Source organism: Methylophilus methylotrophus DSM 46235 = ATCC 53528, from assembly GCF_000378225.1.
GTDB lineage: Bacteria > Pseudomonadota > Gammaproteobacteria > Burkholderiales > Methylophilaceae > Methylophilus > Methylophilus methylotrophus.
Window position 1 is genome coordinate 240,296 of sequence record NZ_KB905143.1, and the last position, 23,762, is coordinate 264,057.

The 23,762-nt window shown below is 53.0% G+C and carries 22 protein-coding genes; 16 read left to right on the plus strand and 6 right to left on the minus strand.

Annotated elements, in window-relative coordinates:
- The first annotated feature begins 68 nt into the window (after positions 1 to 68).
- The 14 genes from F463_RS0109645 to tmpT all read left to right on the plus strand — a co-directional run bounded on the left by F463_RS0109645 (position 69) and on the right by tmpT (position 12,236).
- Positions 69 to 287 (plus strand): hypothetical protein, encoded by a 219-nt coding sequence (locus F463_RS0109645; protein WP_018986878.1) that lies wholly within the window; start codon positions 69 to 71, stop codon positions 285 to 287.
- Between the two features lie 145 nt (positions 288 to 432).
- Positions 433 to 1,005 carry a hypothetical protein gene (locus F463_RS0109650; protein WP_018986879.1) on the plus strand — a complete coding sequence of 191 codons (573 nt, stop codon included), beginning with the start codon at positions 433 to 435 and terminating at the stop codon, positions 1,003 to 1,005.
- A 24-nt stretch (positions 1,006 to 1,029) separates the two neighbouring features.
- Positions 1,030 to 1,932: a polysaccharide deacetylase family protein gene (locus tag F463_RS0109655; RefSeq protein WP_051082073.1), complete on the plus strand. Its 903-nt coding sequence runs from the start codon at positions 1,030 to 1,032 to the stop codon at positions 1,930 to 1,932.
- Between the two features lie 32 nt (positions 1,933 to 1,964).
- Positions 1,965 to 2,603: a DNA oxidative demethylase AlkB gene (gene alkB, locus F463_RS0109660; RefSeq protein ID WP_018986881.1), complete on the plus strand. Its 639-nt coding sequence runs from the start codon at positions 1,965 to 1,967 to the stop codon at positions 2,601 to 2,603.
- Positions 2,604 to 2,795: 192 nt separating this feature from the next.
- Positions 2,796 to 3,122, plus strand: coding sequence for a ribosome hibernation-promoting factor, HPF/YfiA family (hpf, locus tag F463_RS0109665; protein WP_018986882.1), 327 nt, complete (start codon positions 2,796 to 2,798; stop codon positions 3,120 to 3,122).
- A 142-nt stretch (positions 3,123 to 3,264) separates the two neighbouring features.
- Positions 3,265 to 4,215, plus strand: a complete 951-nt coding sequence (gene hprK, locus F463_RS0109670) for an HPr(Ser) kinase/phosphatase (RefSeq protein ID WP_018986883.1) — start codon at positions 3,265 to 3,267, stop codon at positions 4,213 to 4,215.
- Positions 4,216 to 4,228: 13 nt separating this feature from the next.
- A complete protein-coding gene (gene rapZ, locus F463_RS0109675) occupies positions 4,229 to 5,110 on the plus strand; it encodes an RNase adapter RapZ (RefSeq protein WP_018986884.1) in 882 nt (293 codons plus the stop codon).
- A 23-nt stretch (positions 5,111 to 5,133) separates the two neighbouring features.
- Complete coding sequence (locus F463_RS0109680; protein ID WP_018986885.1) at positions 5,134 to 5,541, plus strand: PTS sugar transporter subunit IIA; 408 nt, start codon at positions 5,134 to 5,136, stop codon at positions 5,539 to 5,541.
- A 12-nt stretch (positions 5,542 to 5,553) separates the two neighbouring features.
- Positions 5,554 to 5,823 (plus strand): HPr family phosphocarrier protein, encoded by a 270-nt coding sequence (locus F463_RS0109685; protein WP_018986886.1) that lies wholly within the window; start codon positions 5,554 to 5,556, stop codon positions 5,821 to 5,823.
- On the plus strand, positions 5,824 to 7,575 hold the full coding sequence (gene ptsP, locus F463_RS0109690) for a phosphoenolpyruvate--protein phosphotransferase (protein WP_018986887.1): 1,752 nt from the start codon (positions 5,824 to 5,826) through the stop codon (positions 7,573 to 7,575).
- Positions 7,576 to 7,704: 129 nt separating this feature from the next.
- A complete protein-coding gene (locus tag F463_RS0109695) occupies positions 7,705 to 9,735 on the plus strand; it encodes a M3 family metallopeptidase (RefSeq protein ID WP_018986888.1) in 2,031 nt (676 codons plus the stop codon).
- A gap of 57 nt (positions 9,736 to 9,792) precedes the next feature.
- Entirely contained in the window at positions 9,793 to 10,104 is a 312-nt protein-coding gene (locus F463_RS0109700) for a hypothetical protein (protein ID WP_018986889.1), read from the plus strand.
- A 178-nt stretch (positions 10,105 to 10,282) separates the two neighbouring features.
- Complete coding sequence (locus F463_RS0109710; RefSeq protein WP_018986891.1) at positions 10,283 to 11,530, plus strand: hypothetical protein; 1,248 nt, start codon at positions 10,283 to 10,285, stop codon at positions 11,528 to 11,530.
- A gap of 67 nt (positions 11,531 to 11,597) precedes the next feature.
- Entirely contained in the window at positions 11,598 to 12,236 is a 639-nt protein-coding gene (gene tmpT / locus F463_RS0109715) for a thiopurine S-methyltransferase (protein ID WP_018986892.1), read from the plus strand.
- Here the strand turns inward: tmpT and F463_RS0109720 are convergent.
- Complete coding sequence (locus F463_RS0109720) at positions 12,219 to 12,890, minus strand: HAD family hydrolase (protein ID WP_018986893.1); 672 nt, start codon at positions 12,888 to 12,890, stop codon at positions 12,219 to 12,221. The two genes, tmpT and F463_RS0109720, sit on opposite strands and share 18 nt — an antisense overlap.
- Positions 12,891 to 13,165: 275 nt before the next feature.
- Between F463_RS0109720 and F463_RS0109725 the strand changes: the two genes are divergently transcribed.
- The gene (locus F463_RS0109725) at positions 13,166 to 14,059 is read left to right on the plus strand and encodes an N-acetylmuramoyl-L-alanine amidase (protein ID WP_018986894.1); all 894 of its coding nucleotides are present in this window, start codon (positions 13,166 to 13,168) and stop codon (positions 14,057 to 14,059) included.
- 152 nt (positions 14,060 to 14,211) lie between these two features.
- Here the strand turns inward: F463_RS0109725 and F463_RS0109730 are convergent, their stop codons facing one another.
- The 5 genes from F463_RS0109730 to F463_RS0109750 all read right to left on the minus strand — a co-directional run bounded on the left by F463_RS0109730 (position 14,212) and on the right by F463_RS0109750 (position 22,423).
- Positions 14,212 to 15,099: a transglutaminase family protein gene (locus tag F463_RS0109730; protein WP_018986895.1), complete on the minus strand. Its 888-nt coding sequence runs from the start codon at positions 15,097 to 15,099 to the stop codon at positions 14,212 to 14,214.
- A gap of 8 nt (positions 15,100 to 15,107) precedes the next feature.
- Positions 15,108 to 17,648 (minus strand): circularly permuted type 2 ATP-grasp protein, encoded by a 2,541-nt coding sequence (locus F463_RS0109735; protein WP_018986896.1) that lies wholly within the window; start codon positions 17,646 to 17,648, stop codon positions 15,108 to 15,110.
- Positions 17,649 to 17,706: 58 nt separating this feature from the next.
- Positions 17,707 to 20,997 (minus strand): transglutaminase family protein, encoded by a 3,291-nt coding sequence (locus tag F463_RS0109740; RefSeq protein ID WP_018986897.1) that lies wholly within the window; start codon positions 20,995 to 20,997, stop codon positions 17,707 to 17,709.
- Between the two features lie 111 nt (positions 20,998 to 21,108).
- Entirely contained in the window at positions 21,109 to 21,954 is an 846-nt protein-coding gene (locus F463_RS0109745) for an SPFH domain-containing protein (RefSeq protein WP_018986898.1), read from the minus strand.
- A gap of 28 nt (positions 21,955 to 21,982) precedes the next feature.
- Entirely contained in the window at positions 21,983 to 22,423 is a 441-nt protein-coding gene (locus F463_RS0109750; RefSeq protein WP_018986899.1) for an NfeD family protein, read from the minus strand.
- Positions 22,424 to 22,487: 64 nt separating this feature from the next.
- Here F463_RS0109750 and F463_RS0109755 point away from each other — a divergent pair, with 64 nt between their 5' ends.
- Positions 22,488 to 23,735 (plus strand): FAD-binding domain-containing protein, encoded by a 1,248-nt coding sequence (locus F463_RS0109755; RefSeq protein WP_018986900.1) that lies wholly within the window; start codon positions 22,488 to 22,490, stop codon positions 23,733 to 23,735.
- Positions 23,736 to 23,762 lie beyond the last annotated feature (27 nt).

Here is a 23,762-nt window from a genome sequence, read left to right on the forward strand (position 1 = left end):
ACAGCGATTTCAATGGAACCGTTTTATTGTGAGTCATCTTAGCGCATGACGACAATCAGGAGGACGATATGACGGACTCAAACGATCAAACAGGCACAACTTCAGACAAACCGAAAAAGACTCAACCGAAAACTGCTGAAGTAATTTCCGAAAACCTCCCCGCCTCAGAGTCGGAAGAAGGTCAGGAAGTCTATCAACAACAAAACGATGCGCTTGATTTGCATATTAAAACTCACCCGCACCCATTCAACGACAAGGAAATACTCGATAAAAATGCAGATGCGTAGTTCTCATTATCATAGTGCAGGTGTGTTCTTTTTTTGAAGTATCTACCCCGCACAAGATCGCGCAGGCGTTGAAGAGTTAAACGCAAATTTACACGCAACACAAATATAATGGAAAATACTGCTTTGCAATCAATGAGTCATTTTCATGAAATCCCTTTTCCTGTTTTTATTCCTGGTCTCATCAGCACTTATGGCCGCTGAAGAATACAGCATAGAAAAACATTTTCAGAACCCTGTTAAACTCCCGGCGAACATCACCTCTTACCTGACTAAAGAAGTACAAACAGGCCGTAGCGCCAGTTGCCATGAGCTGAAACCCAATGAGGTGTTTGAAGCTGAGATCGTTCACCTGAATGCCGCCTCCAAGGCTTACCTGGTTAAACCCGCGCATATGTGTGCCTGCAGCACGCATTACTGCCCAATGTGGATGTTTCCAGTGAAAGCAAAGACAGCGAAGCCTATTTGGACACACCCGGCCACGCATACCCTGGAAATTCTGGATAAGAAATTAAGCGGATACAGAAAACTCAAAGAAATGGGCGAGGAACCCACGCGCGGCCATGACTCCGTCTGGTCATGGGACAGAGACCACTACACAGAAATTGACAATACCGAGTGGACGCTGGATCCCGAAAAAGAATGCCGTTTGACCAAGCAAACCTCGCAAATGATGGATGGCAGAATGGTACAACACTTCATTAAATGCGCTCAGAATTAGCCTATGCTTGCAAAGACCGCGGACATGCTTGTAAAAATAGTGTTCACGGTCTTGATTGCTTGCCTGGCTTTACCGCTAAAGGCAGAGGAAACCATGCAGCTTTGGGTTACCGTCGATTGGGAAGGCCTGTCACTGGAGGAAGACAATCTGCAGGCCATGCGCAGTTTCAGGGAAAAATTTCCGCACATCCCCTTATTACATCTGATTAACCCGGCCTATTTTTTACAACCTGGCGCCAACCGTGCGCAAATCGGCAGCCATATCCGCAGCACGTTCCTGCCGCAGGATACCGTTGGCCTGCATCTGCATCCCATGCGCTCACTGGTGCAACACTGCGGCGTCACCTTTCAAACGGCCCCCTCCATCTCCGATGCGAAAGAGGACTGTCGCGAAGCAAGCTGTGGTTACTCAGTGAGCCTCGAATATGCTTACAGCCAACTGGAACTGACGCAACTCGTTGCTTGCAGCAGTGATCTGCTGGTCAGTAACGGCTTTCAACGCCCCCGTCACTTTCGTGCCGGGGCATGGCAATTTGGCCCCAAATTACAAGCGGCACTGGAAGCTAACCGGTTTAGCTGGGACAGTTCTTATATCGATGCTGATCTACTCACCACCCGCTGGCACAAAGACAGTCGCCTGGTCCGCCTGCTTAAACAGTTACATCCGCAGAGCAAGCCCTTTGAGCAACCATTCGCACTCAGTGTCGAACTCATGGAGTATCCGAATAATGCAAGCCTGGCAGACTATACGAACACAAAACATCTGCTAAAACTGTTTGAGCAATTATTGACCGCTCAGCAACCCGTCATGGTGCTTGGTTTTCACCAGGAAACTGCGTCGGACTATCTGGTGCATCTGGAACGCGCCATCCCGCATATGGAAAAACTTGCGCGGCAAAAGAATGTCCGTATTGAGTGGATGCACTAATCCACTTTTCTCTTCGAACGCAAGCCATGACGATGGATTTATTTACCGAACAACGCCCACACTCAATTGCAATTGCGGAAGGCGCCTGTTGGCTGCCTGGATTTGCCCTGCCAGAAATGCATGCCTTGTGGCCCTGTGTAAAACACCATCTGACCGCACACCCACCGCAACAAATGATGACCCCCATGGGCTATGTGATGTCGGTGCAAACCAGCAGTATGGGAGCATTAGGCTGGGTTAGTAACGCGCAAGGCTATGGTTACAGCCCGGTCAATCCTTCAACCAATGTATCGTGGCCTCCCCTGCCCCCAGTGATTTTGCAACTGGCGGCAGAGGCCGCCGGTAAAGCGGGCTATTCCCAGTTTGTGCCTGATAGCTGCCTGATCAATGTCTATGCCCCGGGCTGCAAAATGGGTCTGCATCAGGATAAAGACGAAAAAGACTTCACTCAGCCGATTGTCTCTGTCTCACTTGGCCTGCCGGCCACGTTTCTGTTTGGGGGCAGCAAGCGTAGTGACAAACCCGTGAAAATTCCGCTACAGCATGGCGATGTGGTGGTCTGGGGAGGTGCCAGCAGAAGGTTTTACCATGGTGTTAGCAGCGTCAAGGCAGGCACAGATTCTCTGACAGGCAACTGCCGCATCAATCTCACCTTGAGAAAGGCGGGATGACTTTGCGCACAACGGGAAACTCCACGATGGGCTTGGTAAAAAGTCTGCGCAACACCTGATTAACATCAATAAAGCACCTCACTTCCGGGTTGCATCTGTTTCTCAAAAGAGTAAACTGAAACTGTCCTCTCCATCCAATTGATAAGGCAACTGGCTCTGGAAAGGCACCATTTCTGAGAAAAGGAGTTTGTCATGAATTTACAACTTACTGGACATCATTTAGAAATCACTCCGGCATTACGCGATTACGTTTCATCCAAATTTACGCGTATCAGTAATCACTTCGACCATGTGATCGATGTCAAAGTCACCATGTCTGTTGAAAAGCTCGCCCAAAAGGTTGAAGCCACACTGCATGTTCCAGGCAACGATTTGCACGCTGCCTGCACCGATGAGAACATGTACAGTGCCATCGACATGCTTACTGACAAACTTGACCGTCAGGTATTAAAACACAAGGAAAAAAACGGTGACCACCATAAATCTGGTGGCGCAGTGAAACATCAGTTGAGTTCCTAAGTTTTGCCGTCCATTCTCTACCCGCTCGGGTAGAGAATTCAAACAACCACTTCTGTATCACTTTTACGTCGTTTCACTCCCACCACCTGCTATTCAGTTGTAAAATGAGCCTCAATCACTTGTGGACATGTTGACACCCCGTATGGCGCAAATCTCTGTCGCTGATTTGTACAAACAGATACGCAGCAAACTCAAATTGAAATGGGTGGCTGGCGAGTCTGGTGGTCAAAAAATCCTGACTTCAGGCACCGTGACTAAACCGTCGCTGGCGCTTGTCGGTCATTTGAATTTTGTGCACCCCAATCGCGTACAAGTGCTGGGCTGTGCCGAAATGGATTACCTGGGCGGTTTGAGCATACTCGCGGTGCAACAGGCGGTGAGTAATTTATTTTCAACAGATCTGGCTATGGTGGTGGTCGCCAACGGCGAAAAAGTCCCTGCCATCATGCTCGAAGCCGCACAACAAACACAAACTCCCTTGTTTACTACACCGTTGATCAGCCCGCAGCTGATGGAGTTGCTGAGCCATTACCTGGCCGTGGCCACCGCAGAAACCACCAGCATGCATGGCGTGTTTATGGAGGTACAAGGCTTTGGCGTATTGATCACCGGTAGCGCCGCGATTGGTAAGAGCGAACTGGCGCTGGAACTGATCTCGCGCGGTCACCGCCTGGTGGCCGATGATATTGTCGATTTTTACCGTATCTCGCCAGAACGCATAGAAGGCCGCTGCCCGGAATTACTGCAAGATTTTTTAGAGGTGCGTGGCCTGGGTATCCTCAATATCCGCGCACTCTACGGCGACAATGCGGTCAAACCGACTAAGCCCTTGGACATGATGATACAGCTGGAACTGGCCGATGAGATGAAACCGCAAGACCTGGACCGCCTGAGTGCAAACCGCCAAACTCAGCACGTGCTGGATGTGGAAGTCAGCAAGGTCATTATCCCCATTGCGGCTGGCCGCAACATCGCGGTACTGGTTGAAGCCGCCGTGCGCAACCATATGTTGCTGCTGCGCGGCGTGAATGCCACCAAACAGCTGACGCAACGGCAAAAACAAATCATGCTCCGGGAAAGCAAATTAAGATGAAAAGGTTGGGTACATGCAGCTGGTGATCGTGACAGGACTATCGGGCTCGGGTAAAACCATTGCTTTGCGCGTGTTTGAAGACAGCGGCTATTATTGTATTGATAACCTGCCTGCTACCCTGTTGCCTCATATCCAGAACCATGTGGCTGACCGTGACGCGGCCAAAGTCGCTGTGAGTATCGATAGCCGCAGCATTGCCATTGAATCGCTACCAGATATCCTGCAAACGCTGAAAACACAGGGAATTGCCGTTCACCTGCTGTTTCTGGATGCCAACCGAGAGACGCTGGTGAAACGTTTTTCCGAAACCCGGCGCAAGCATCCATTAAGTACGCCTGACCAGGCGCTGGACGAAAGCATCAATCACGAACGTGACCTGTTATCCGGGCTGAGTAACCTGGGCCATCATGTCGATACCAGCAACCTGTCGGCCAATGCATTGCGTCATCATACGCGTGAATGGATGCTGCAACTCGAGCAAAGCTACCAGCAAGCGCGCGCCCACTCACTGGTGCTGTCATTTATCTCATTTGGCTTTAAACATGGCATCCCGCTGGATGCTGACTTTGTGTTTGATGTGCGCAGCCTGCCTAACCCGCATTACGACCCAATTTTGCGCCCTTACAATGGCAAGGAAGCGCCTATCCAGCAATTTCTGCAAAACGAACCCATGGTGCTTGAAATGCAGCAAGACATTCAGCACTATATAGAAAAATGGCTACCAAGCTTTTATCACGATCATCGCAGCTACGTCACTGTCGGCATCGGCTGCACCGGGGGGCAACACCGTTCTGTCTATCTAGTGGAACAGCTGGGCGCCTATTTCAAGCAACAGCATCAAGTGATGACACGTCATCGTGAATTGCACGATGCACCTGTCACCGCCACCCCTTAATTACGGATTCTGAGAGCATACTTATGATTGGTGTATTGATTATTGCGCATGGCAGCCTGGGGCCCAGCCTGATTGATTGCGCGACGCATGTGATGGGCAATCGCCCGGCACAGCTGGATTTCCTGGAAATCTCCAAACATGATGACCCGGCTGATATCCTGCCCAAGGCTCAGGCACTGGTTAAAAACCTCGATAGCGGCCAAGGGGTATTGGTATTGTCAGACATTTACGGCGCAACGCCCTGCAATATTGTCACTCGCCTGCTAACGCCAGATGAAATCGAAGGCGTTGCCGGAGTGAATCTGCCCATGCTGGTCCGCGTCCTCAATTACCGCCACGAAGGCCTGCATTCCTGCATCCAGAAAGCACTGAGTGGCGGCCGTGATGGCGTCGTCCACTTCACCAAAACCACTTGTCATCACGCACAATAACTTTAAACATTTATGGCCAAACTCTCTGTAGAAATCATTAACAAACTCGGCTTGCATGCTCGCGCCTCGACCAAATTCACCCAAACGGCCAGCCAGTTCAAAAGCGAAGTCTGGGTCGAAAAAAACGGCCGTCGTGTCAACGCCAAAAGCATTATGGGCGTCATGATGCTGGCTGCAGCCAAAGGCAGCATCATCGACATTGAAGCCACGGGGCCGGACGAAGAACAGGCATTGGCGGCACTACAAGCGCTGGTAAACGACTACTTTGGTGAGGGTGAGTAATTGACCAGTTTCAGCATGCACGGCGTCGGTGTGTCCAGTGGCATCGCCATTGGACATGCCCACCTGATTTCCCATGCCTTGCTGGAGGTCGTGCACTTCAAGATTGAGGCTAGCGGTGTCGATGACGAAATCGCCCGTTTTGAACGCGCGATTGCCCTGGTCAAACACGATCTGGAGCAACTCAAGTCACAATTGCCCAAAAATGCTCCGGCTGAACTGGGTGCTTTTATCAATACGCACCTGGCCATGCTCAGTGACAAGTCGCTCTCCGAGGCACCCAAGGCCATTATCCGCGATGAGCTATGCAATGCCGAGTGGGCGCTCAAGCAGCAAATGGATGATATCGTGGCCCAGTTTGATGCCATTGAAGATGCCTATTTGCGCGAGCGCAAACAGGATGTGGTACAGGTCGTCGAGCGTGTGATCAAGGTGTTGCTGGGGCGTGACCAGCTGGCCGCCAGTGAAAAGAAACTGCTAGCCAGGCAGGAGCGTGCCATGATCCTGGTGGCACACGATGTGTCCCCGGCCGATGCCATCCAGTTCAAGCATCACCAGTTTGCGGCGTTTATCACCGATGTCGGCGGGGTCACCTCGCATACCGCGATTCTGGCGCGTAGCCTGAATATTCCATCGATTGTGGCGCTGCAACGTGCACGCGACCTCATTGACGATGGCGAACTGATGATTGTCGATGGCGCCGCCGGGGTTGTGATTGTCAATCCTGACCCGGAAGTCCTGTCCGAATACAAACTCAAGCAAAACCAGTGGCAACTGGCGCAACAAAAGCTGCAACTGATCAAAACCACTAAAGCGGTGACCGTTGATGGCGTGGCGATCGATCTGCTGGCCAATATTGAAGTCCCCGAAGATGTGATCAGTGCCAAAGCATCTGGTGCGGTGGGGGTGGGTTTGTACCGGACCGAGTTCCTGTTTATGAACCGTAGTGAAATGCCTGGCGAGCAGGAGCAGTTTGAAGCGTACAAGCACGTGGCCGAGGCCATGAAAGGCTATCCGGTGACCATACGCACGCTGGATATAGGTGCAGACAAACAACTCAATCCGGACGAAGTGGTCACTGCGACTAACCCGGCGCTAGGTCTGCGCGCCGTGCGCTATTGCCTGGCGGAGCCGCATATTTTTCACACGCAGTTCCGTGCGCTGTTAAGGGCCTCACGTTACGGACAGGTCAAAATCCTCATCCCCATGCTCTCCAACCTGGCAGAACTACGCCAGGCCAGGCTGTTACTCGAGCGGGCCAAGGAGTCACTGCGCAAGGAAAACGTCCCGTTTGACGAGCAGATTCAGATGGGCGGCATGGTAGAAGTACCGGCTGCAGCCATCAATGCGGAAGCCTTTGCCCAAGAGCTGGACTTTTTGTCCATAGGCACCAACGACCTGATCCAGTACACGCTGGCGATTGACCGTGCCGATGATGCGGTGGCGCATTTGTATAACCCGTTGCACCCCGCCGTGTTGCGCCTGATCCAGCTCACCATACAGGCCGCAGAAAAGTACCAGAAACCGGTGTCGGTCTGCGGTGAAATGGCTGGTGATATCAAGCTTACGCGCCTGCTGGTCGGCATGGGCATGCGCCAGCTGTCCATGCATCCTTCGCATATTTTGAGTGTGAAATCGCAGATTCTACAAAGCGAAGAAAGCGTGCTGGCCAAGCAAGCTAAGAAAATCCTGTCGTTCAGCGACCTGGAAAAAATTGAACCGCTGATCAAGAAATATAACGGTGAGATGCTGTAACAGGGGTCGGCCATGCCCTTGTATTTGCAAAACTCATCACCATCATCAATATATACAATCACCTACACACGAACATTTGGCTAATAATAGTCTCTATCAAGCATATTGCATTCATCAAAGGACAACGTCGTGAGCACCAACCCATTACTCGTTTTTAGTGGCCTGCCCAAATTTAATGATATCCGTCCCGAGCATGTGTCTCCGGCCATAGACAGTTTGCTGGCAGAGGGGCGCGCCCTGGTTGAACAACTGGCCACAGCAACAGAGACGCCTGACTGGCAACACTTCGTGCAGCCGATTGAGGACTTTTCGGAGAAACTGTCGCGTAGCTGGGGCCCGGTGGGACATATGAATGCCGTGGTCAACACGCCGGAATTGCGCGAAGCCTATAACGACAACCTGGCAAAACTGACCGACTTTTATAGCGACCTGTCGCAGGACGAACGCCTGTATAACAAATACAAGGCGATCCAGGCCAGTGCCGAATACGCCCAACTCAGCCGGGCACAAAAGAAAATCATCGATAACGAAGTGCGTGGTTTTAAACTCGGCGGTGCCGAGCTGCCACCCGCAGAAAAAGTACGCTTTAAAGAAATTGCCGAGCAACTGTCCAAACTGGGCAGCAAGTTTGAAGAGAATATTCTGGACAACACGAATGACTTCAAGCATGTGGTTGCAGACGCTGCTGAGTTGACCGGCCTGCCTGATGACGCGCTGCAAGCAGCTGCGGAAGCTGCAAAAGCGGACGGCCAGAGCGGTTACCTGTTTACCCTGCATTTCCCATCTTATATGCCGGTGATGCAGTATTGCGACAATCGCGCATTGCGCGAAACGCTGTACCGCGCCTATGCCACGCGTGCATCCGAGTTCAGCAAACCGGAATGGGACAACACCCATTTAATTGCCGACCTGCTCAAACTGAAGCAGGAAGAGGCGCAACTGCTGGGCTTTAAAAACTACGCAGAGCTGTCACTGGCCACCAAAATGGCCGATACACCACAACAGGTGATTGAGTTTCTGGATACACTGGCCAAGCGCGCCAAACCTTATGCCGAAAAAGATATGGCCGAGCTTAAAGCCTACGCCGAGAAACTGGGCTTTAACGATATGCAAGCCTGGGACGTGGCCTATATCAGCGAAAAACTGCGTGAAGAAAAATACGCATTCTCTGATCAGGAAGTGAAACAATACTTCCCGGAAGACAAAGTGCTGGCCGGATTATTTAAAGTGGTCGAAACCATTTTTGGCGTGCAGGTACGCAAAACCGACGCGCCCTTATGGCATAAGGATGCAAGTTTCTACGAGATCAGCGACCAGCAACGCCAACCGATTGCCTACTTCTACCTCGACTTATATGCGCGTCATGGCAAACGTGGCGGCGCCTGGATGGACGAATGTATCACACGCCGTAAAACGGCCAGCGGCATTGAGCTGCCCGTCGCTTACCTGACCTGCAACTTCTCGGCCCCGGTCGGTGACAAGCCAGCCCTGTTTACGCACGACGAAGTCATTACGCTGTTCCATGAGTTTGGCCATGGCCTGCACCATATGCTGACACAGGTCGATGAATACAGCGTCTCTGGTATCAAAGGCGTGGAATGGGATGCCGTCGAGCTGCCTAGCCAGTTTATGGAAAACTTCTGCTGGGAGTGGGATGTGCTGCGTCATATGACGGCACATGTTGATAGTGGCGAACAACTGCCACGCCCCTTGTTCGACAAAATGGTGGCCGCCAAAAACTTCCAGGCTGGCATGCAGACTGTGCGCCAGATTGAGTTCTCACTGTTTGATATGCGCCTGCACAGCAACTTTGACCCGGCGGGCAAGCAAACCGCCCTGGACGTGCTAGAGCAAGTACGTGAAGAAGTGGCCGTATTACGCCCACCGAAGTGGAACCGCTTCCCCAACAGCTTTAGCCATATTTTTGCTGGTGGTTATGCCGCAGGCTATTACAGCTACAAGTGGGCAGAAGTACTCTCTGCAGACGCCTATAGCCTGTTTGAAGAATTGGGCGTATTGTCTGAAGAAGCGGGAAGCCGCTTTAAGAATGAGGTGCTGGCACAAGGTGGTGCACGTCCGGCCATGGAATCGTTTGTGGCCTTCAGAGGCCGCGAACCGAGCATGGATGCTTTGCTCAGGCATAATGGTATGTCACAATAACCCAAGCTAGGTCGTGCAGACCTGGCTTTTATTTTTCACATACTCAAGGACCGCCCTATGTTACACACAGCTCGCTGGCTTCTGATTGCAGTATGCCTCAGTTGTTCATACAGTTTTGCCGCCCAGCCTGCAGATGATGACATACAAGCCAAAACTGTTGAAGGCGACGAAGTGATCCTGCACTCCAATGGTTATTGGGAATTCAAGGATGCCAAAAAAGCAGAAGTCGCGAAAACCAAAGTAGAACAGTTTGAGCGCAGCAATAGTTGCCCCTTGGGGATGCGGCCAAGTTTTCTGGGCATAGGCCGCTGCATTGCCTATGATGACCCTATCCTCAAACGTGGCTCACTCAGCGGTAAAGGCCGTTAAACTTTAAAAGCACTAAAACAGGGCAATCATGGTTGCCCTGTTGCTTTTCAATGCAAGCTGTTGGCGATGTCTTTATACAAACCTGCTTGCAAAGCGCTAGTGGACTGGCTTTGGCGCTGATGGCGCAGCGGGAACGTACCTTGCTTAAACGTAGCATTACCTTTAATGCTGAAGCATCATGATTAACTCTCTCGATTTTGCGCGCCACGGTGATAAACAGAACTCGGCTTTCTTTGAAGAGTATCTGCAAAAACTGCTAGAAGAACGCGACCAGATGGGCCTGACCGACATGATTCAGGAGATTGATGCGCTGATGATCACGGTGGACCCGGATCATTCGATCCAGTATATCGCCGAACTGTCTTTAATGACCTCTTACCATTACCTGGTGACACTGGAGAGTGAAAAGCACTGGACGCATATCTTGCGCATAGACCTCAACTCGCCGGATTTACTGGTGCGCGAAGTCAAGGACCCCAACCTGCGCGGCATTTTCCGCTCACTCAACGAGATTTACCCGGTGGGCGCGCGTAAGCCTAATAGCCGCTATATGGGTGAGATTATCCGTGTCACCAATATGCATGAAGTGGTCAGACTACAGGAAGAACGCGAGTTCCGCTTCTTTACGCAGGACGAAGTGCGTAAGCTGGAACTGCCAGGCAATGTCGCGATCAGCAAGCCTTCGCCCTATACGCATAATATTGTTGGCTATATGAAGCGCGAGCCAGGTGAGTTACGCGTGTATTCACTAGGCATCAGTACCATACGCCCGGATGTGCAGGCGGCTTACGAACAAGCCAAAGACCAACAGGCCAAGCTGCGGATTGACGACCTGATTTTGCCTGTGGACCATCTGGCCACGCGCGTGTATAGCCAGAACCGCGAAGTGGCGATCCTGGAATACCTGTCCTGGTCCAGCTATTTTTTCTGGGGTGCTTACAATATCTGGGACCAGAACTCATCCACCAACGTCACCAAAAGTGCACATGGGTTTGCCGAAACCAAAAGCCCGGCCAAAGTTTTTACTGCCAACAACACACCTTACTTCGTCAATCACCTGGAAAAACTGCCTTCGCCTACCGAGACCTTTGTCCGTAATTATGGCCCACGCCTGCATCATATTGCCTTATCGGTGAAAGACGGCACGCGCGATGGCAAGGAGAATATCGATTTTGTGGTGGATGCGATTGCCAGCCAGGGCAAAGGCTTTTTACTCGATGTGATTGGCTCCAAGGAAGAAGGCCTGAAACAGATATTCTCTAATGCCTCAGAACATTCGTCACTGATTATCGAATACGTACAACGCTATGACGGTTTTGATGGCTTTTTCACACGCGACAATGTGGCCAAACTGACGGAAGCCGCCGGGGTTGAAGAAGGTGTACTGGAAGCGCAAGCCAAGCTGAGCCAACTGGCAAGTAAGTAATCTTGCCAGCGCACTGCTGATCACTTGCTTTATACTTTGGTTTTCTCTTTAGTGAGCGAGTCTCTCCATGCATCATGACTTCTGGCACCAGCGCTGGCAGAACCAGCAGATAGGCTTTCACCAGGATGAAATCAACCGGTTTTTGCTGGCACATTTCCAGGCTCTGGGGTTGCAGGCGGGTCAGCGCGTCTTTGTTCCGCTGTGCGGTAAATCGCTGGATATGCATTGGTTGCTGGCGCAAGGGTATCAGGTGGTTGGCGCTGAACTGAGCCAGTTAGCGGTGGACGCTTTTTTTACAGAGCTCAAACTCGCCCCAGAGATCACCCAATCAGGCCCACTGAGACATTATCGTACCGAGCAGATAGAAATATTTCAGGGTGATTTTTTCGCGTTAACGCAAGGCCAGCTAGGCTCGGTGGATGCTGTGTATGACCGCGCAGCCCTGATTGCCTTGCCTGATGAGATGCGCAAGCAATATGTGCAGCACCTCATGAGCATCACGCAAACGGCACCACAATTATTGATCAGCTTTGAATATAACCAATCCCTGGTGCCTGGCCCACCGTTTAGTGTAAGCAAACCAGAAGTTAGCGCCCACTACGAGCCACACTATGTGCTGACAGAACTGGCCAGTACTCACCAAGAGAAAGGCATGAAGGGCCAATACCCCGCTGAAGAAACGGCCTGGTTACTGCGTCCGCGATAAATCGCATCCAACCAGGCTGTCATGGTGCTCCAGCCAGTGTTGCAAGCTTTCTACCACCTGGTGTGCGTTTGCCCGCACCTGCTCGCTGGGTTGCCTTAGGTCAGGCACCACCACCACACGCAAACCAGCCGCAATCGCCGCCTGTGCACCCAGCTCGCTGTCTTCAAATGCGATACATTCCTCTGCGGGCAGCCCCAGTTTCTCCAGTGCGAGTAAATAAATATCAGGGTGCGGTTTGCCGCGCTTAACCTCCTGGCCACTCGTCACATGGCTGAAATAATCCAGTACGCCGGTGTGCGTCAGCCGGTGTGTAATATGAGGAATGGGCGATGAAGACGCCACGCTACAAATAATCCCGTGCGACTTATAATACTGTAACAATGCTTGCACGCCATCTTTCAATGGAAAAGCATGGTCTCGCGTTTCCAGGAAGGCATTCAGCCCCTGCATGACGTGTTGAAAGTTAGCTTCACTGCCCAATTGCTGCGTCATGAGCCGGGTGGAGTCTGACCATACGCGCCCAACGAGTTCCACATACTCGGCCTGTGTGTAGGTAATCCCTATGGTAGCTGCGGCCTGTATGCAGCCTTGCATAATAATGCGCTCGGAATCGATCAGCAGACCGTCCATATCAAAAATAGCTGCTTTAATCACTTAAATAACACCCGCTACCAGACAAAACAGCATTTTATCGCGACTGCGTTGCGGTGAAACAGACACTTTCACGAATCGATCATTTATTTAAAATTTGCCCGCTTGAAATTCCTACACAACTTAACAAAGGCTGGTTAATATAAAACCACATGACACCAAGGTATTCAGGTTATGCATCACGGAACGTCATGCCATGAAGCGACCCGCCACAGGATGGGAGCAGCAGCATGTGGCGGCAGTCAACAATAGCGAAGCATATCGTTAAGGAGACACCGATGGATAAAGCAAAACTGTATACCTTGCGCTGGTCTGCCATGCAAATTGCCAGATTATCCGCCGACCCCAAAGTGGATGCGCTGGCGCTTAGCCAGATTGAAATCCTCTCGCAATTGCTCGAAGAGCCTATGCCTGAAGAATTCAGGCCGCCTGAACCACCGCGCCCCAGCTTGCATGTTGAAGAGGCAGCCCCGGCAAAAAAGCGCTACCCGCTCGGCGAAAAAAAATTGTGGTACCCCGAAGCCCTGACACGCACTGATATCAAACGTGCAGCGCAAGGAGAATACCCTAGAGGGTATCCTTATGGTGCCATCATCCACTTTACGGCCGGCCAATATTCCAAGGGCGTTGAAAATGCGGTCACCGCCATCTCAAGCAGCTCCTATTTTTTCTGCTGCATAGGCACCGACGGCAAGTTGGTACAGGCCAACCCGCTCAACCAATGGGGCTATCATGCCGGGGAAAGTGCCTGGACCATTGATGGCGCAAAACGCACTGGGGTATCCAGTTTTTTGGTGGGGATTGAAATCACTAATCCCGGTCGGCTCGAAGTACATGACGGCAAGTTTTACACCTATTGGGATACTGGCCGCAAATACCCTTTGGATGCCAAAAAAGTACGCGTGATCACGCAAAACCAGGACAATATTCTGGCCGGTGCTTACTTGCCTTATACCAAAGCGCAGGAAACCACATTGATAGAATTTTTGTTGTGGGCCAAGGCCAACAACCCGAGCGTATTTAACTTTGATTATGTGCTGGGCCATGACGAAGTGGCAGGCCCCAAAGGCATAGGACGCTGGCGAAAGAATGATCCTGGCGGTGCCTTGTCGATGACCATGACGGAGTTCAGGCAGTTGCTGAAAGACGAATATAAAAAGCGTTACGGATAAGCACCAGGCAAAAAAATGCCCCGATAGATCGGGGCGAATTGTGGACTTACCTATCTCTCAAGACATTAGATTAAACAGTGTGCCCGCATACAGGTTTGATCAATATCAAAGGTTGGCTGAAAACACAGGAAAAACCCCGTTTTTGATCGCGCTTAAGCCACCGCATATTCCAGTGGCGTCACAGTCACACTCACCGTGAGCTGCTGCGCGCCGCCTCCAAGCACCACGCCGCGCATCGGTGACACATCACCAAAGTCGCGTCCCCAGGCCACTGTAATATGTTCCTGCTGGACCAAACAATTATTCGTTGGATCAAAGTCTACCCAACCATAGACCGGGCAATACACAGACACCCAGGCGTGCGATGCGTCAGCACCGACCAGGCGCGGCTGGCCAGGGGGCGGATGGGTGAGGATATATCCGCTGACATAACGGCAAGCCAGACCAATAGAGCGTAAGGCGCCTAGCATCAGATGGGCAAAGTCCTGGCAGACGCCGCGGCGGCCTTCCAGCACCGTATCCAGTGGGGTGGAGATATCCGTGGCTTGGGGATCAAACTCAAACTCGGTATAAATTTTTTGCGTCAGCACCATGGCGGCGTCCAGCAATGGCCGCTGCGGCGTAAAACAGCTCAGGGCAAAGCTGGCCAGCGCTTCACTAAGGGTGACACGCGTGGTGGCATACACGTAGGGAGCAGCATCCAGGTGTTGGGTATCCTGATCTTTTAACAGGTGCTGCACCTGCTCCCAGGGCGGGCTTTGCACAAAATCACCCATCTGTGGCCGTGGCTGGATATCGACCTGGAACCTGGAGGTGACCTCAAGCGACTGGTGCGGCGTCAGGATGGTGAAATAGTCATTATTATTGCCAAAAAAGTCTTGCCGCCGCGACTGCTCGGCGGGTAGTGGCTCACAGGCCAGCGTAAAAGAAACGCATTGCTGAAAAGGCGTTTGCCGCGGCATGAGATGCAGCAATTGCTGTGATTGAATCACCGGCAAATCGTAGCTGTAAACAGTTTGATGTTCGACCTGGTAACGCATCGTTTGCCTTAATGCCCTGACATGACAACCGGGCTGGCATAGCTAAAAAAGCGTAGGCTGAGCCGGTCAGACAAGGTCATGGTGACATCGTAAGTGTGATTTAACCAGGCTGTCAGTGTCGCGTCGCCTGGCAGGAAGCATTGGTCAGGATCCAGTTGCAGCAAGGCTTGCCAGCAGTCCTTGAGTTCGGTGGCAATGCCGCCCGCATTGTCATGCGCGTCCATCTCTTCAAGATATTTGACCAGGCCCTTCATTTGAAACACGATGGCATTGGGGTTGTTGCCATCCATGAGCAGTAAATCCAGCACCGGCAACCACTCAGGCTGAGCCGCGTAGCGGGCTCGGTAAGTAACCAGGTTATTGGTCACTTGTAACAACCATTCCAGGTTGCTGTGCTGAGGCATTTGCAAGGCACGGCTCAACAGCACACACATGAATTGCAAGCGCTCAATCCGCCGCCCCAGCGACATAAAACGCCAGCCCAGGTCACGCGTCATCCAGTCCATGGCAAAGCCGGTCAAGGTGACAAAATGATTCACCGCCTGCTCGATATATGACATCGCATCCTGCAAGGTAGCATGCGCATGCCGGGTAATAAACTGCCGTGACAACACGTTCACGGTGCGCCAATGGTCATTGGAAATGCGTTCACGCAGGTTAAATGCCTGTTGATACAACTGCTGCACGCTGGTGGCCAGGCTACCGGACTGCTGCGAGAACACCGCCTGCACCAGCAAAGGCTCAATATCATCATCACTATACGGCTGCCATGTCGCCCACTCTTCTTCATCTTTGGGTGAAGGCAACAGGTCAAACCACTGGCAGAGTCCCTGCATGGTCGGCCACTCGCCTTCGCGCGAATCTGGCGTGTATTCGAGCAAGGCGCGCAAGGTCACGCGCAGCATCATGGCTTTTTGCAGGTTGCGTACCGAATAACGGCCATACCAGAACATGTTTTCTGCCATGCGGCTGGAGAGCGAGCGATTTTCACGCACCAGGTCCTGGCTGGAAGTGGTTTTGCGCAGCAGGCTAAAAGGCGATTGGGTAAATTCCGACAGTACCCAGGTATCTTTGCTGGTCCCGCCCCGTTGCATGGTGACCACTCGGCTATCTTTACCACTGGCGACCCGGGAAAGGCCACCCGGCATAATGGCATAGCCATTGGGTGTTGCAAAAGCATATACACGCAAACTCACGGCTAGCGAACTCATTTGCGTTTGATGGTGATGATGGCTGAGCACAGGGGCCTGCGAAATATCCACTTGCTCCTGGGCGATATAGTGGCCTGGCTGCGCGCGCAGCTTGGCAATCAGGGCCTCTTTTTGCGCCGCATTGAGATCTTCGCCAAAAATCGGCGAATATTGCACTTGCGGATAGGCGGGTTTAATCACCAAGTCATCCAGATGCTCAATCACATACTCCAGCGCTGCCGGTTCGCCACACCACCAGGTCGCTACCGAAGGCATGCGCAACGATTCCCCCAGCAAGGACTGGCACAAATTGGGCAAAAAGCCTAACAAAGCCCCGGACTGCAACAGGTTCGCCCCCAGCGCATTGGCAATCAGCACATTGCCGAGGCGGGCAGCCTGCGTCAGTCCGGCGACCCCTAAAAGCGACTCGGCATTCAGTTCCAATGGATCACAGTAATCATCGTCTATGCGGCGCAAAATGGCATGCACAGGCTTAAGCCCGGCGATGGTTTTGAGCCAGACCACCCCGTTACGCACGGTCAGGTCACTGCCTTGCACCAGCGGATAGCCTAGATACCCAGCTAAAAATGATTGCTCATGATAGGTTTCGTTATACGGTCCCGGGGTCAAGATCACCACCAGCGGTGGCTCCCCCTGGCTGAGCGGGGCAATGCCAGGGACAGTCTGTGTCTGGTTTTGTGCCACACGGTGTCCCCAATGGGCCAGGCTATCCCGCATGCTGGCAAAAAAGCCACTCAAGCGCTCAATATTGAGGTCACGGAACATCTCTGGGAACACACTGGAAATAATCGTGCGGTTTTCGAGCGCATAGCCTGCCCCGGTGGGCGACTGGGTACGGTCAGACACCACCCACCACTGCCCGTTGGGCGAACGCGCAATATCCACGGCATAGTTGTGCAAGGCAATGTTGTCGTAATGCGGAATACCGACACAAGACGGCAAAAAGCCATTATGGCCATAAATCAGCGCTGGCGGCAGTTGGCCGCTGGCAAATAACTGCTGTTCACCATAGATATCCAGTAACACCCGGTTGAGCAAGGTAGTCCGTTGTGCCACCGCGGCGGCAATCTCCTGCCACTCCTCCGACGGAATGATCAGAGGCAACACATCCAGATCCCATGGCCGCTGCACACCATGCGTATCCGCATAGACGTTATAGGTCACACCGTTATCGCGGATCTGCCGCTGCACGGCCTCCATGCGCTTACGCATGACGCCAGTCTCCTCACTTTCCAGCTGCGACACAAGAGCCTGCCAATGCGGACGTGGCTGGCCCTGGCTATCCAACAATTCATTGTAGCGGTCAGAGAGGTAAAGCTGGTTAAGCTCCGGTTGCATGCGTAGTTAAGTGATCGTTAAGGGATTATCTAACAAGACACTGAGTGTAACAGGATGTTCACACATTCGGCTGCCAACGCAGGTCGAGCGTAAACGGGAAACGCGGATTTGGTGGCTCTTTTACCACAGTCACCTTGCCGGGCGTATGGCCATGCGCCCAGAAACGGGCAAAGCGCCGCGCCTCGGCCTCGTTGGCATTGACCGGGAAGGTATTGTAATTACGGCCACCCGGATGCGAAACATGGTAAGTACATCCGCCCAGGGACTTGCCGCTCCAGGTATCCACCAGGTCAAATACCAGCGGCGCCTGCACCGGGATCGTCGGGTGCAAAGCCGACCAGGGACTCCAGGCACGGAAGCGCACCCCGGCCACATATTCCCCCGCATGGCCAGTGGCTTGCAGTGGCAAGGGGCGTCCGTTACAGGTCACCACATGGCGTCCATCGGTGAGGCCACGCACGCGCAACTGCATACGCTCCACCGAGGAATCCACATAGCGCGCCGTGCCGCCACCCGCCATCTCTTCGCCCAACACATTCCAGGGCTCAATGGCCTGACGCAACTCCAGCTCGATGCCGTGATAGGCGACGGTACCATACCGCGGAAACCTGAACTCGACAAACGGCTCAAACCAGCGCTGCTCAAAGGCGTAACCAGCCTCCCGCAAGTCAGCCACCACATCGGCAATATCCTGTGCCACAAAGTGCGGCAGCATCCAGCGGTCATGCAGCTCGGTCCCCCAATGCACGAGTTTGCCGGTATAAGGTGTTTTCCAGAAGCGGGCCACCAGCGCACGTAATAACAGGCTTTGCAGCAAGCTCATGCGTGCGTGCGGCGGCATTTCAAAAGCGCGGAATTCCACCAGGCCCAAGCGGCCGGTTGGGCCATCGGGTGAATACAGTTTGTCGATGGAAAACTCAGAGCGGTGCGTGTTGCCGGTTAAATCCACCAGCAAATTACGCAATAAGCGGTCAACCAGCCAAGGCTGCTGGCTCTCCTCGCCAACCGGCAAGGCTTGCGCCATTTGCTGGAAGGCAATCGCCAACTCATACAAATTGTCATCGCGCGCTTCATCCACACGCGGTGCCTGGCTGGTTGGGCCAATAAAGGTGCCCGAGAACAAATAAGACAGTGCCGGATGGTTCTGCCAGTAAGTAATCAGGCTACGCAGCACATCGGGACGCCGCAACATCGGGCTATCGGCAGCAGTCTCGCCTCCCAGCGTCACATGGTTGCCGCCACCGGTGCCGGTATGGCGGCCATCCAGCAGGAATTTTTCCGTCCCCAGCCGGCACAAACGCGCTTCTTCATACAGCACATGAATATTAGTGACCAGCTCCTTCCAGGTCTTGGCTGGATGAATGTTGACTTCGATCACGCCTGGGTCCGGCGTCACACTAAGCAATTTGAGGCGGCTGTCACGCGGCGGCGCATAGCCCTCCAGCCACAATTTGAGTTTTAAGTCACAGGCGGTTTGCTCAATGGCACTCAACAAATCCAGGTAGTCTTCAAGACGGTTCACAGGCGGCATAAACACATGCAACCGGCCATTGCGCACTTGCACACAGAGCGCGGTGTGCACCACCTCGCGCGCCAGCGGCTGGATGGTTTTGTGCTTGAGCCTGACTTTGGGCGTTTTCGATGCCCCCAGGCTTTCCTGGGCTGCAAATGGGTCCAGCGGAAACTCTGGCTCTATGTCCGTGGGCAGTTGCCAGGGCAATGAAGACAGCGGCAAGCGCAAGCCCATGGGGGAGTCCCCACCCAGTAGGTACAAATGCTCACGCCTTAACGGCCATTTGCTGGTCAACCACTCGCCGGCACTGCGGCTTTCATCTGGCTTGAGCGGCATGACGTAACCCACGACCTGCCCCAAGCCTTGGTTAAGCAAGCTGGCCAACCGCTTACGTTCAGCCGCATCTTTGAGGTCAGCCTTAAGCGGGTCGACGTTGGCAGGCAATTGTTGTTCCTGTTGCGCAAAGCTCATCACATCTTCATAGGCCGGAATGACACACGCCGTAGGGAAGCCCAGCATGTCCGCCAGATGCGTGGCAAACAGCTGCGCCTGCTTCACAGCATACCCATCACCGACACCCTCGGCAGAGAACAGGCTAGCGTCACGCCAGACCGGTTTGCCATCGGGCCGCCAGTACATATTAATGGCCCAGCGAGGCAACGGTTCGCCGGGATACCATTTGCCCTGGCCATAATGCAAAAAGCCGTTGGGCGCAAAATGCGCTTTCAGACGCAAGGCCAGGTCACCGGCCAATTGCCGTTTATGATCTCCCAACGCCTGGGTATTCCATTGGGCACCATCCATATCATCAATCGAGACAAAGGTCGGCTCCCCGCCTTGCGTCAGCCGCACATCTTGCTTTTTGAGCTGAGCATCCACCTTGTCTCCCAACTTGAGGATGGCTTGCCAATCTTCCTCACTATACGGCTTGGTCACGCGCGGATCTTCATGGATACGCGTCACCGTCATCTCATGGCTAAACGTCACCTCTGCCACATCGGTATACCCCGTCACCGGTGCGGCCGAAGAAGGCAGCGCCGTGCATGCCAGCGGGATATGCCCCTCGCCTGCCATCAAGCCGGACGTAGGGTCCAGCCCGACCCAGCCGGCCCCGGGGATAAACACCTCAGTCCAGGCATGCAGGTCGGTAAAATCCTTATCTGTCCCACTGGGGCCATCCAGTGCTGCGACATCGGCCATGAGCTGGATCAGGTAGCCGGAGACAAAGCGGGCAGCCAGCCCCAGATTGCGCATGATTTGCACCAGCAACCAGGCGGAATCCCGGCAAGAACCAGTCAATTTGCTCAGGGTTTCTTCTGGCGTCTGTATGCCCGGCTCCATGCGCACGGTATAGCCTATCGCCGCCTGTACATGCTGGTTGACCGCCACCAGAAAGTCGACAATGCCCATTTCCGGTTGAATCACCTTGTTCTGCAATTCTGCCATGAGCTGCTTGAGCAGGGGCTCGACCGGATCAGGCTGCAAATAGGCAGTCAGCTCAAATGACTGCTGGTCGGTATATTGAAAAGGATAGTGCTCAGCATATTTCTCGACAAAGAAATCAAACGGATTAATCACCGTCATGTCTGCCACTAAATCGACCGTAAAATCGAGCTCGCGCACCATTTCGGGGAACACGTAACGGGCAATATAATTGCCGTAAGGGTCTTGCTGCCAGTTAATAAAGTGCTTTGCCGGGTTCACGGTCAACGAATACGACAAAATCGGTGTACGCGCATGCGCAGCGGGCTTGAGGCGGACTTCGTGTGGCGAAAGGTTAACCAGGCGGTCGAATTGATAGCGGGTGCGGTGATGTAAAGCGACGCGTATAGCCACTGCTGATCCTCAAGAATATTATGATTTTAAGCAGTGTGATGCAGGAAATATGCCAGCCACGCAAAACAGACTCGCGTGGCAGCAATCTAAACAGAAAAAAACGGGGCTGGATTACTTGCCGCCACCGATCAGGTTTTTCACCGCACTCACCACATCGCCTGGCATCACGACAATTTTGCTATTGCTGGAGTCTGCCATTTTTTGCAGTGACTGAATGTAGCGATCACCCAGCAAAAATGTCGCTGAAGTATTATTTTCCTTGACCGCCTCTGCGATCATCTTGATCGCCTCGGCGGAGGCTTTAGCGCCCACCATTTGCGCTTCGGCATCTTTACGGGCGGCTTCCAGCCGGGCCTCTGCATTCAGGATCAAAGACTGCTTGGCGCCTTCAGCCTCGGTGACCACGGCCACACGCTCGCGTTCGGCCGCCGCCTGGCGCTCCATAGCATCCTGCATATTGGCTGAGGGCTTGATGTCCTGAATCTCCACACTCTTTACGGTGAGGCCCCAGTCCAGCGCTTCATCGGCAATCGCTTCTTTTAGCTCGGCCTTGATACGGTCACGCGAAGTCAGCGCATGGTTTAAATCCATGCCGCCAATAATCGAACGCAAACTGGTTTGCACCATATTGCGCATGGCCTCACGGAAATTCTCAATACCGTATACCGCACGCTCAATATTAGTCACCTTGATAAAGGCAACGGCATTGGCCAGAATCACCGCATTATCCCGTGTAATCACCTCCTGCTCGGGCACATCCAAAATGATGTCCTTGGTGGTGACTTTGTAACTGACACTACTCAGGATAGGGTTGATCACATGCAAGCCCGGCGTCAGGATGCCAGCGAACTTGCCCAATCTTTCAACCACCCATTCTTCACCTTGCGGCACAATGCGCACGCCTTTAACGATGGCAATCACCACCAGCACAATGACGATCAAACTGACTTCAGTCATGATTACTCCTTTTTCATTCGTTTACGACTCAGGACAACGGGGCAACGCGCAGACTATTCCCCTCCACCGCCACCACCCTGGCCAGTTGTTGCTCTGCAATCGCGGTATCGGCATATGCCACCCATTCGCGACTGCCCAATAGACCCTGGCTAAAACGGATTCTGCCAGGATTGGCTGGTGAAATAGCTACAATCACCACGCCTTGGCGGCCGATTTCTTCTCCCTGTGCCTGGCCCACCCGCAATGCCGGCTTACGCTTTTCCAGTTTTCGCATGACTGCCAGCGCAATCGCCGCCAGCACGGCATAATTCAGGGCTTGCAATGCCAGTGGCATTTCTGCAAACAAGGCGCACAACACCGCCATTACCAACGCAGCAATGCCCAACCATAAAAAATACAGGGTTCCCACCAGCATTTCCACACATAGCAGCACCAGGCCAAGTCCACACCACAACCATAAGGCGTTCATCTAAGTATCCTTGCCAACAACATTGCAAGCCATGGTATCACTAGTTATGTCAAAATAGTGTGCCATGAGTCATCCAGTCCGCCTCTCACTCGCAACAGACCGCCCCACCCGCATGCAACAAATTGCGGAATGCTTTCCGCATGCGCCAGGACCTGCACTGGATACAGCATGGCAAGGGGGGCGCACCATGGCGCTACAACGACTGCAGGCCGTGGACGCCGAATCATATGCCCGTAGCCGTAATCACCTGTCCGGAAGGGTCACCCGGCTTTCACCTTATTTGCGACACGGTTGCATCACCCTGCCGGAAGCGCTCGAGCATGTCCTGAAACACTCTGACAAGCGCACCAGCAAACTGGCTTCAGAGTTAAGTTACCGCGATTATTTTCGCCAGGTCTGGTACCGCTTTGGCACCCAGATCATGCAGGAAATGGAGCCGCCTAAAGTCACCCTAGGCCACAACCCCTTGCCAGACTTTATTTCACAGGGATTTACCGGGCTCATTTGCATGGATGAGATCGTGCGTTCGCTGCAGCAGCAAGGTTATGTCCACAACCATGCCCGCATGTGGCTGGCTGCCTATCTGTTACATTGGCTCGAAATTGACTGGCGCCAGGCAGCTGACTGGTTTGAGCAGCAGTTACTGGATGGTGATATCGCGTCCAATCACCTTTCATGGCAGTGGGTAGCCTCCAGCTTTAGCAACAAGCCCTATTACTTCAACAAGGAAAACATTATTCAGTTTGGTGGGGAAGCCTGGTGTCAGCAGTGCAAAATCAAATGCCCTTTCGCCAGCAGTTACGAAGCCTTACAGCAACGCCTGTTTCCCGAAAATATCCGCGACAACGGCGAGACAGATTTACAACCTCTAGCGAACACTTCGCAATCACCCTTATCCACCAGTTCACATGCCTTATCAGAGTTGGTCTGGGTACATGATGAAATGCTTTCGCCCGAGCATCCTTTACATATGCTGGATATTCCAGCCATTTTTGTGTTTGACCCGGAAATCCATGGCCATTGGCCGCTCAAACGTCTGCAATTCATGGCCGATTGCCTGGCAGAAATGCCAGGGACACAAATATGGGAAGGCAACACCAGGCAAGTCCTGACGCAGCTCTCCCAGGGACAGATATCAAGCATGGATACACCGCAACCAGTACTCAAGCAAGCGGTGGCAGGCTTGCAGGTGAGATGGCAACCAGAAAAACGCATCACTGACGTGACATTAACCGATCATCAACTGATGCGCTTCAGCCGATACTGGAAGGTGGTCGCGCCGACTCTCAACGATAGATTTTACACGGCTTGAAACAGCGGCCAGCCCCTGCCCACTGGC

What these genes read in the sequence shown, in the direction of transcription:
- F463_RS0109645 (WP_018986878.1), top strand. Translation starts at nt 69, where the DNA reads ATGACGGACTCAAACGATCAAACAGGCACAACTTCAGACAAACCGAAA.
- F463_RS0109650 (WP_018986879.1), top strand. Translation starts at nt 433, where the DNA reads ATGAAATCCCTTTTCCTGTTTTTATTCCTGGTCTCATCAGCACTTATG.
- F463_RS0109655 (WP_051082073.1), top strand. Translation starts at nt 1,030, where the DNA reads ATGCTTGTAAAAATAGTGTTCACGGTCTTGATTGCTTGCCTGGCTTTA.
- alkB (WP_018986881.1), top strand. Translation starts at nt 1,965, where the DNA reads ATGGATTTATTTACCGAACAACGCCCACACTCAATTGCAATTGCGGAA.
- hpf (WP_018986882.1), top strand. Translation starts at nt 2,796, where the DNA reads ATGAATTTACAACTTACTGGACATCATTTAGAAATCACTCCGGCATTA.
- hprK (WP_018986883.1), top strand. Translation starts at nt 3,265, where the DNA reads ATGGCGCAAATCTCTGTCGCTGATTTGTACAAACAGATACGCAGCAAA.
- rapZ (WP_018986884.1), top strand. Translation starts at nt 4,229, where the DNA reads ATGCAGCTGGTGATCGTGACAGGACTATCGGGCTCGGGTAAAACCATT.
- F463_RS0109680 (WP_018986885.1), top strand. Translation starts at nt 5,134, where the DNA reads ATGATTGGTGTATTGATTATTGCGCATGGCAGCCTGGGGCCCAGCCTG.
- F463_RS0109685 (WP_018986886.1), top strand. Translation starts at nt 5,554, where the DNA reads ATGGCCAAACTCTCTGTAGAAATCATTAACAAACTCGGCTTGCATGCT.
- F463_RS0109700 (WP_018986889.1), top strand. Translation starts at nt 9,793, where the DNA reads ATGTTACACACAGCTCGCTGGCTTCTGATTGCAGTATGCCTCAGTTGT.
- F463_RS0109710 (WP_018986891.1), top strand. Translation starts at nt 10,283, where the DNA reads ATGATTAACTCTCTCGATTTTGCGCGCCACGGTGATAAACAGAACTCG.
- tmpT (WP_018986892.1), top strand. Translation starts at nt 11,598, where the DNA reads ATGCATCATGACTTCTGGCACCAGCGCTGGCAGAACCAGCAGATAGGC.
- F463_RS0109725 (WP_018986894.1), top strand. Translation starts at nt 13,166, where the DNA reads ATGGATAAAGCAAAACTGTATACCTTGCGCTGGTCTGCCATGCAAATT.
- F463_RS0109730 (WP_018986895.1), bottom strand. Translation starts at nt 15,099, where the DNA reads ATGCGTTACCAGGTCGAACATCAAACTGTTTACAGCTACGATTTGCCG.
- F463_RS0109735 (WP_018986896.1), bottom strand. Translation starts at nt 17,648, where the DNA reads ATGCAACCGGAGCTTAACCAGCTTTACCTCTCTGACCGCTACAATGAA.
- F463_RS0109745 (WP_018986898.1), bottom strand. Translation starts at nt 21,954, where the DNA reads ATGACTGAAGTCAGTTTGATCGTCATTGTGCTGGTGGTGATTGCCATC.
- F463_RS0109750 (WP_018986899.1), bottom strand. Translation starts at nt 22,423, where the DNA reads ATGAACGCCTTATGGTTGTGGTGTGGACTTGGCCTGGTGCTGCTATGT.
- F463_RS0109755 (WP_018986900.1), top strand. Translation starts at nt 22,488, where the DNA reads ATGAGTCATCCAGTCCGCCTCTCACTCGCAACAGACCGCCCCACCCGC.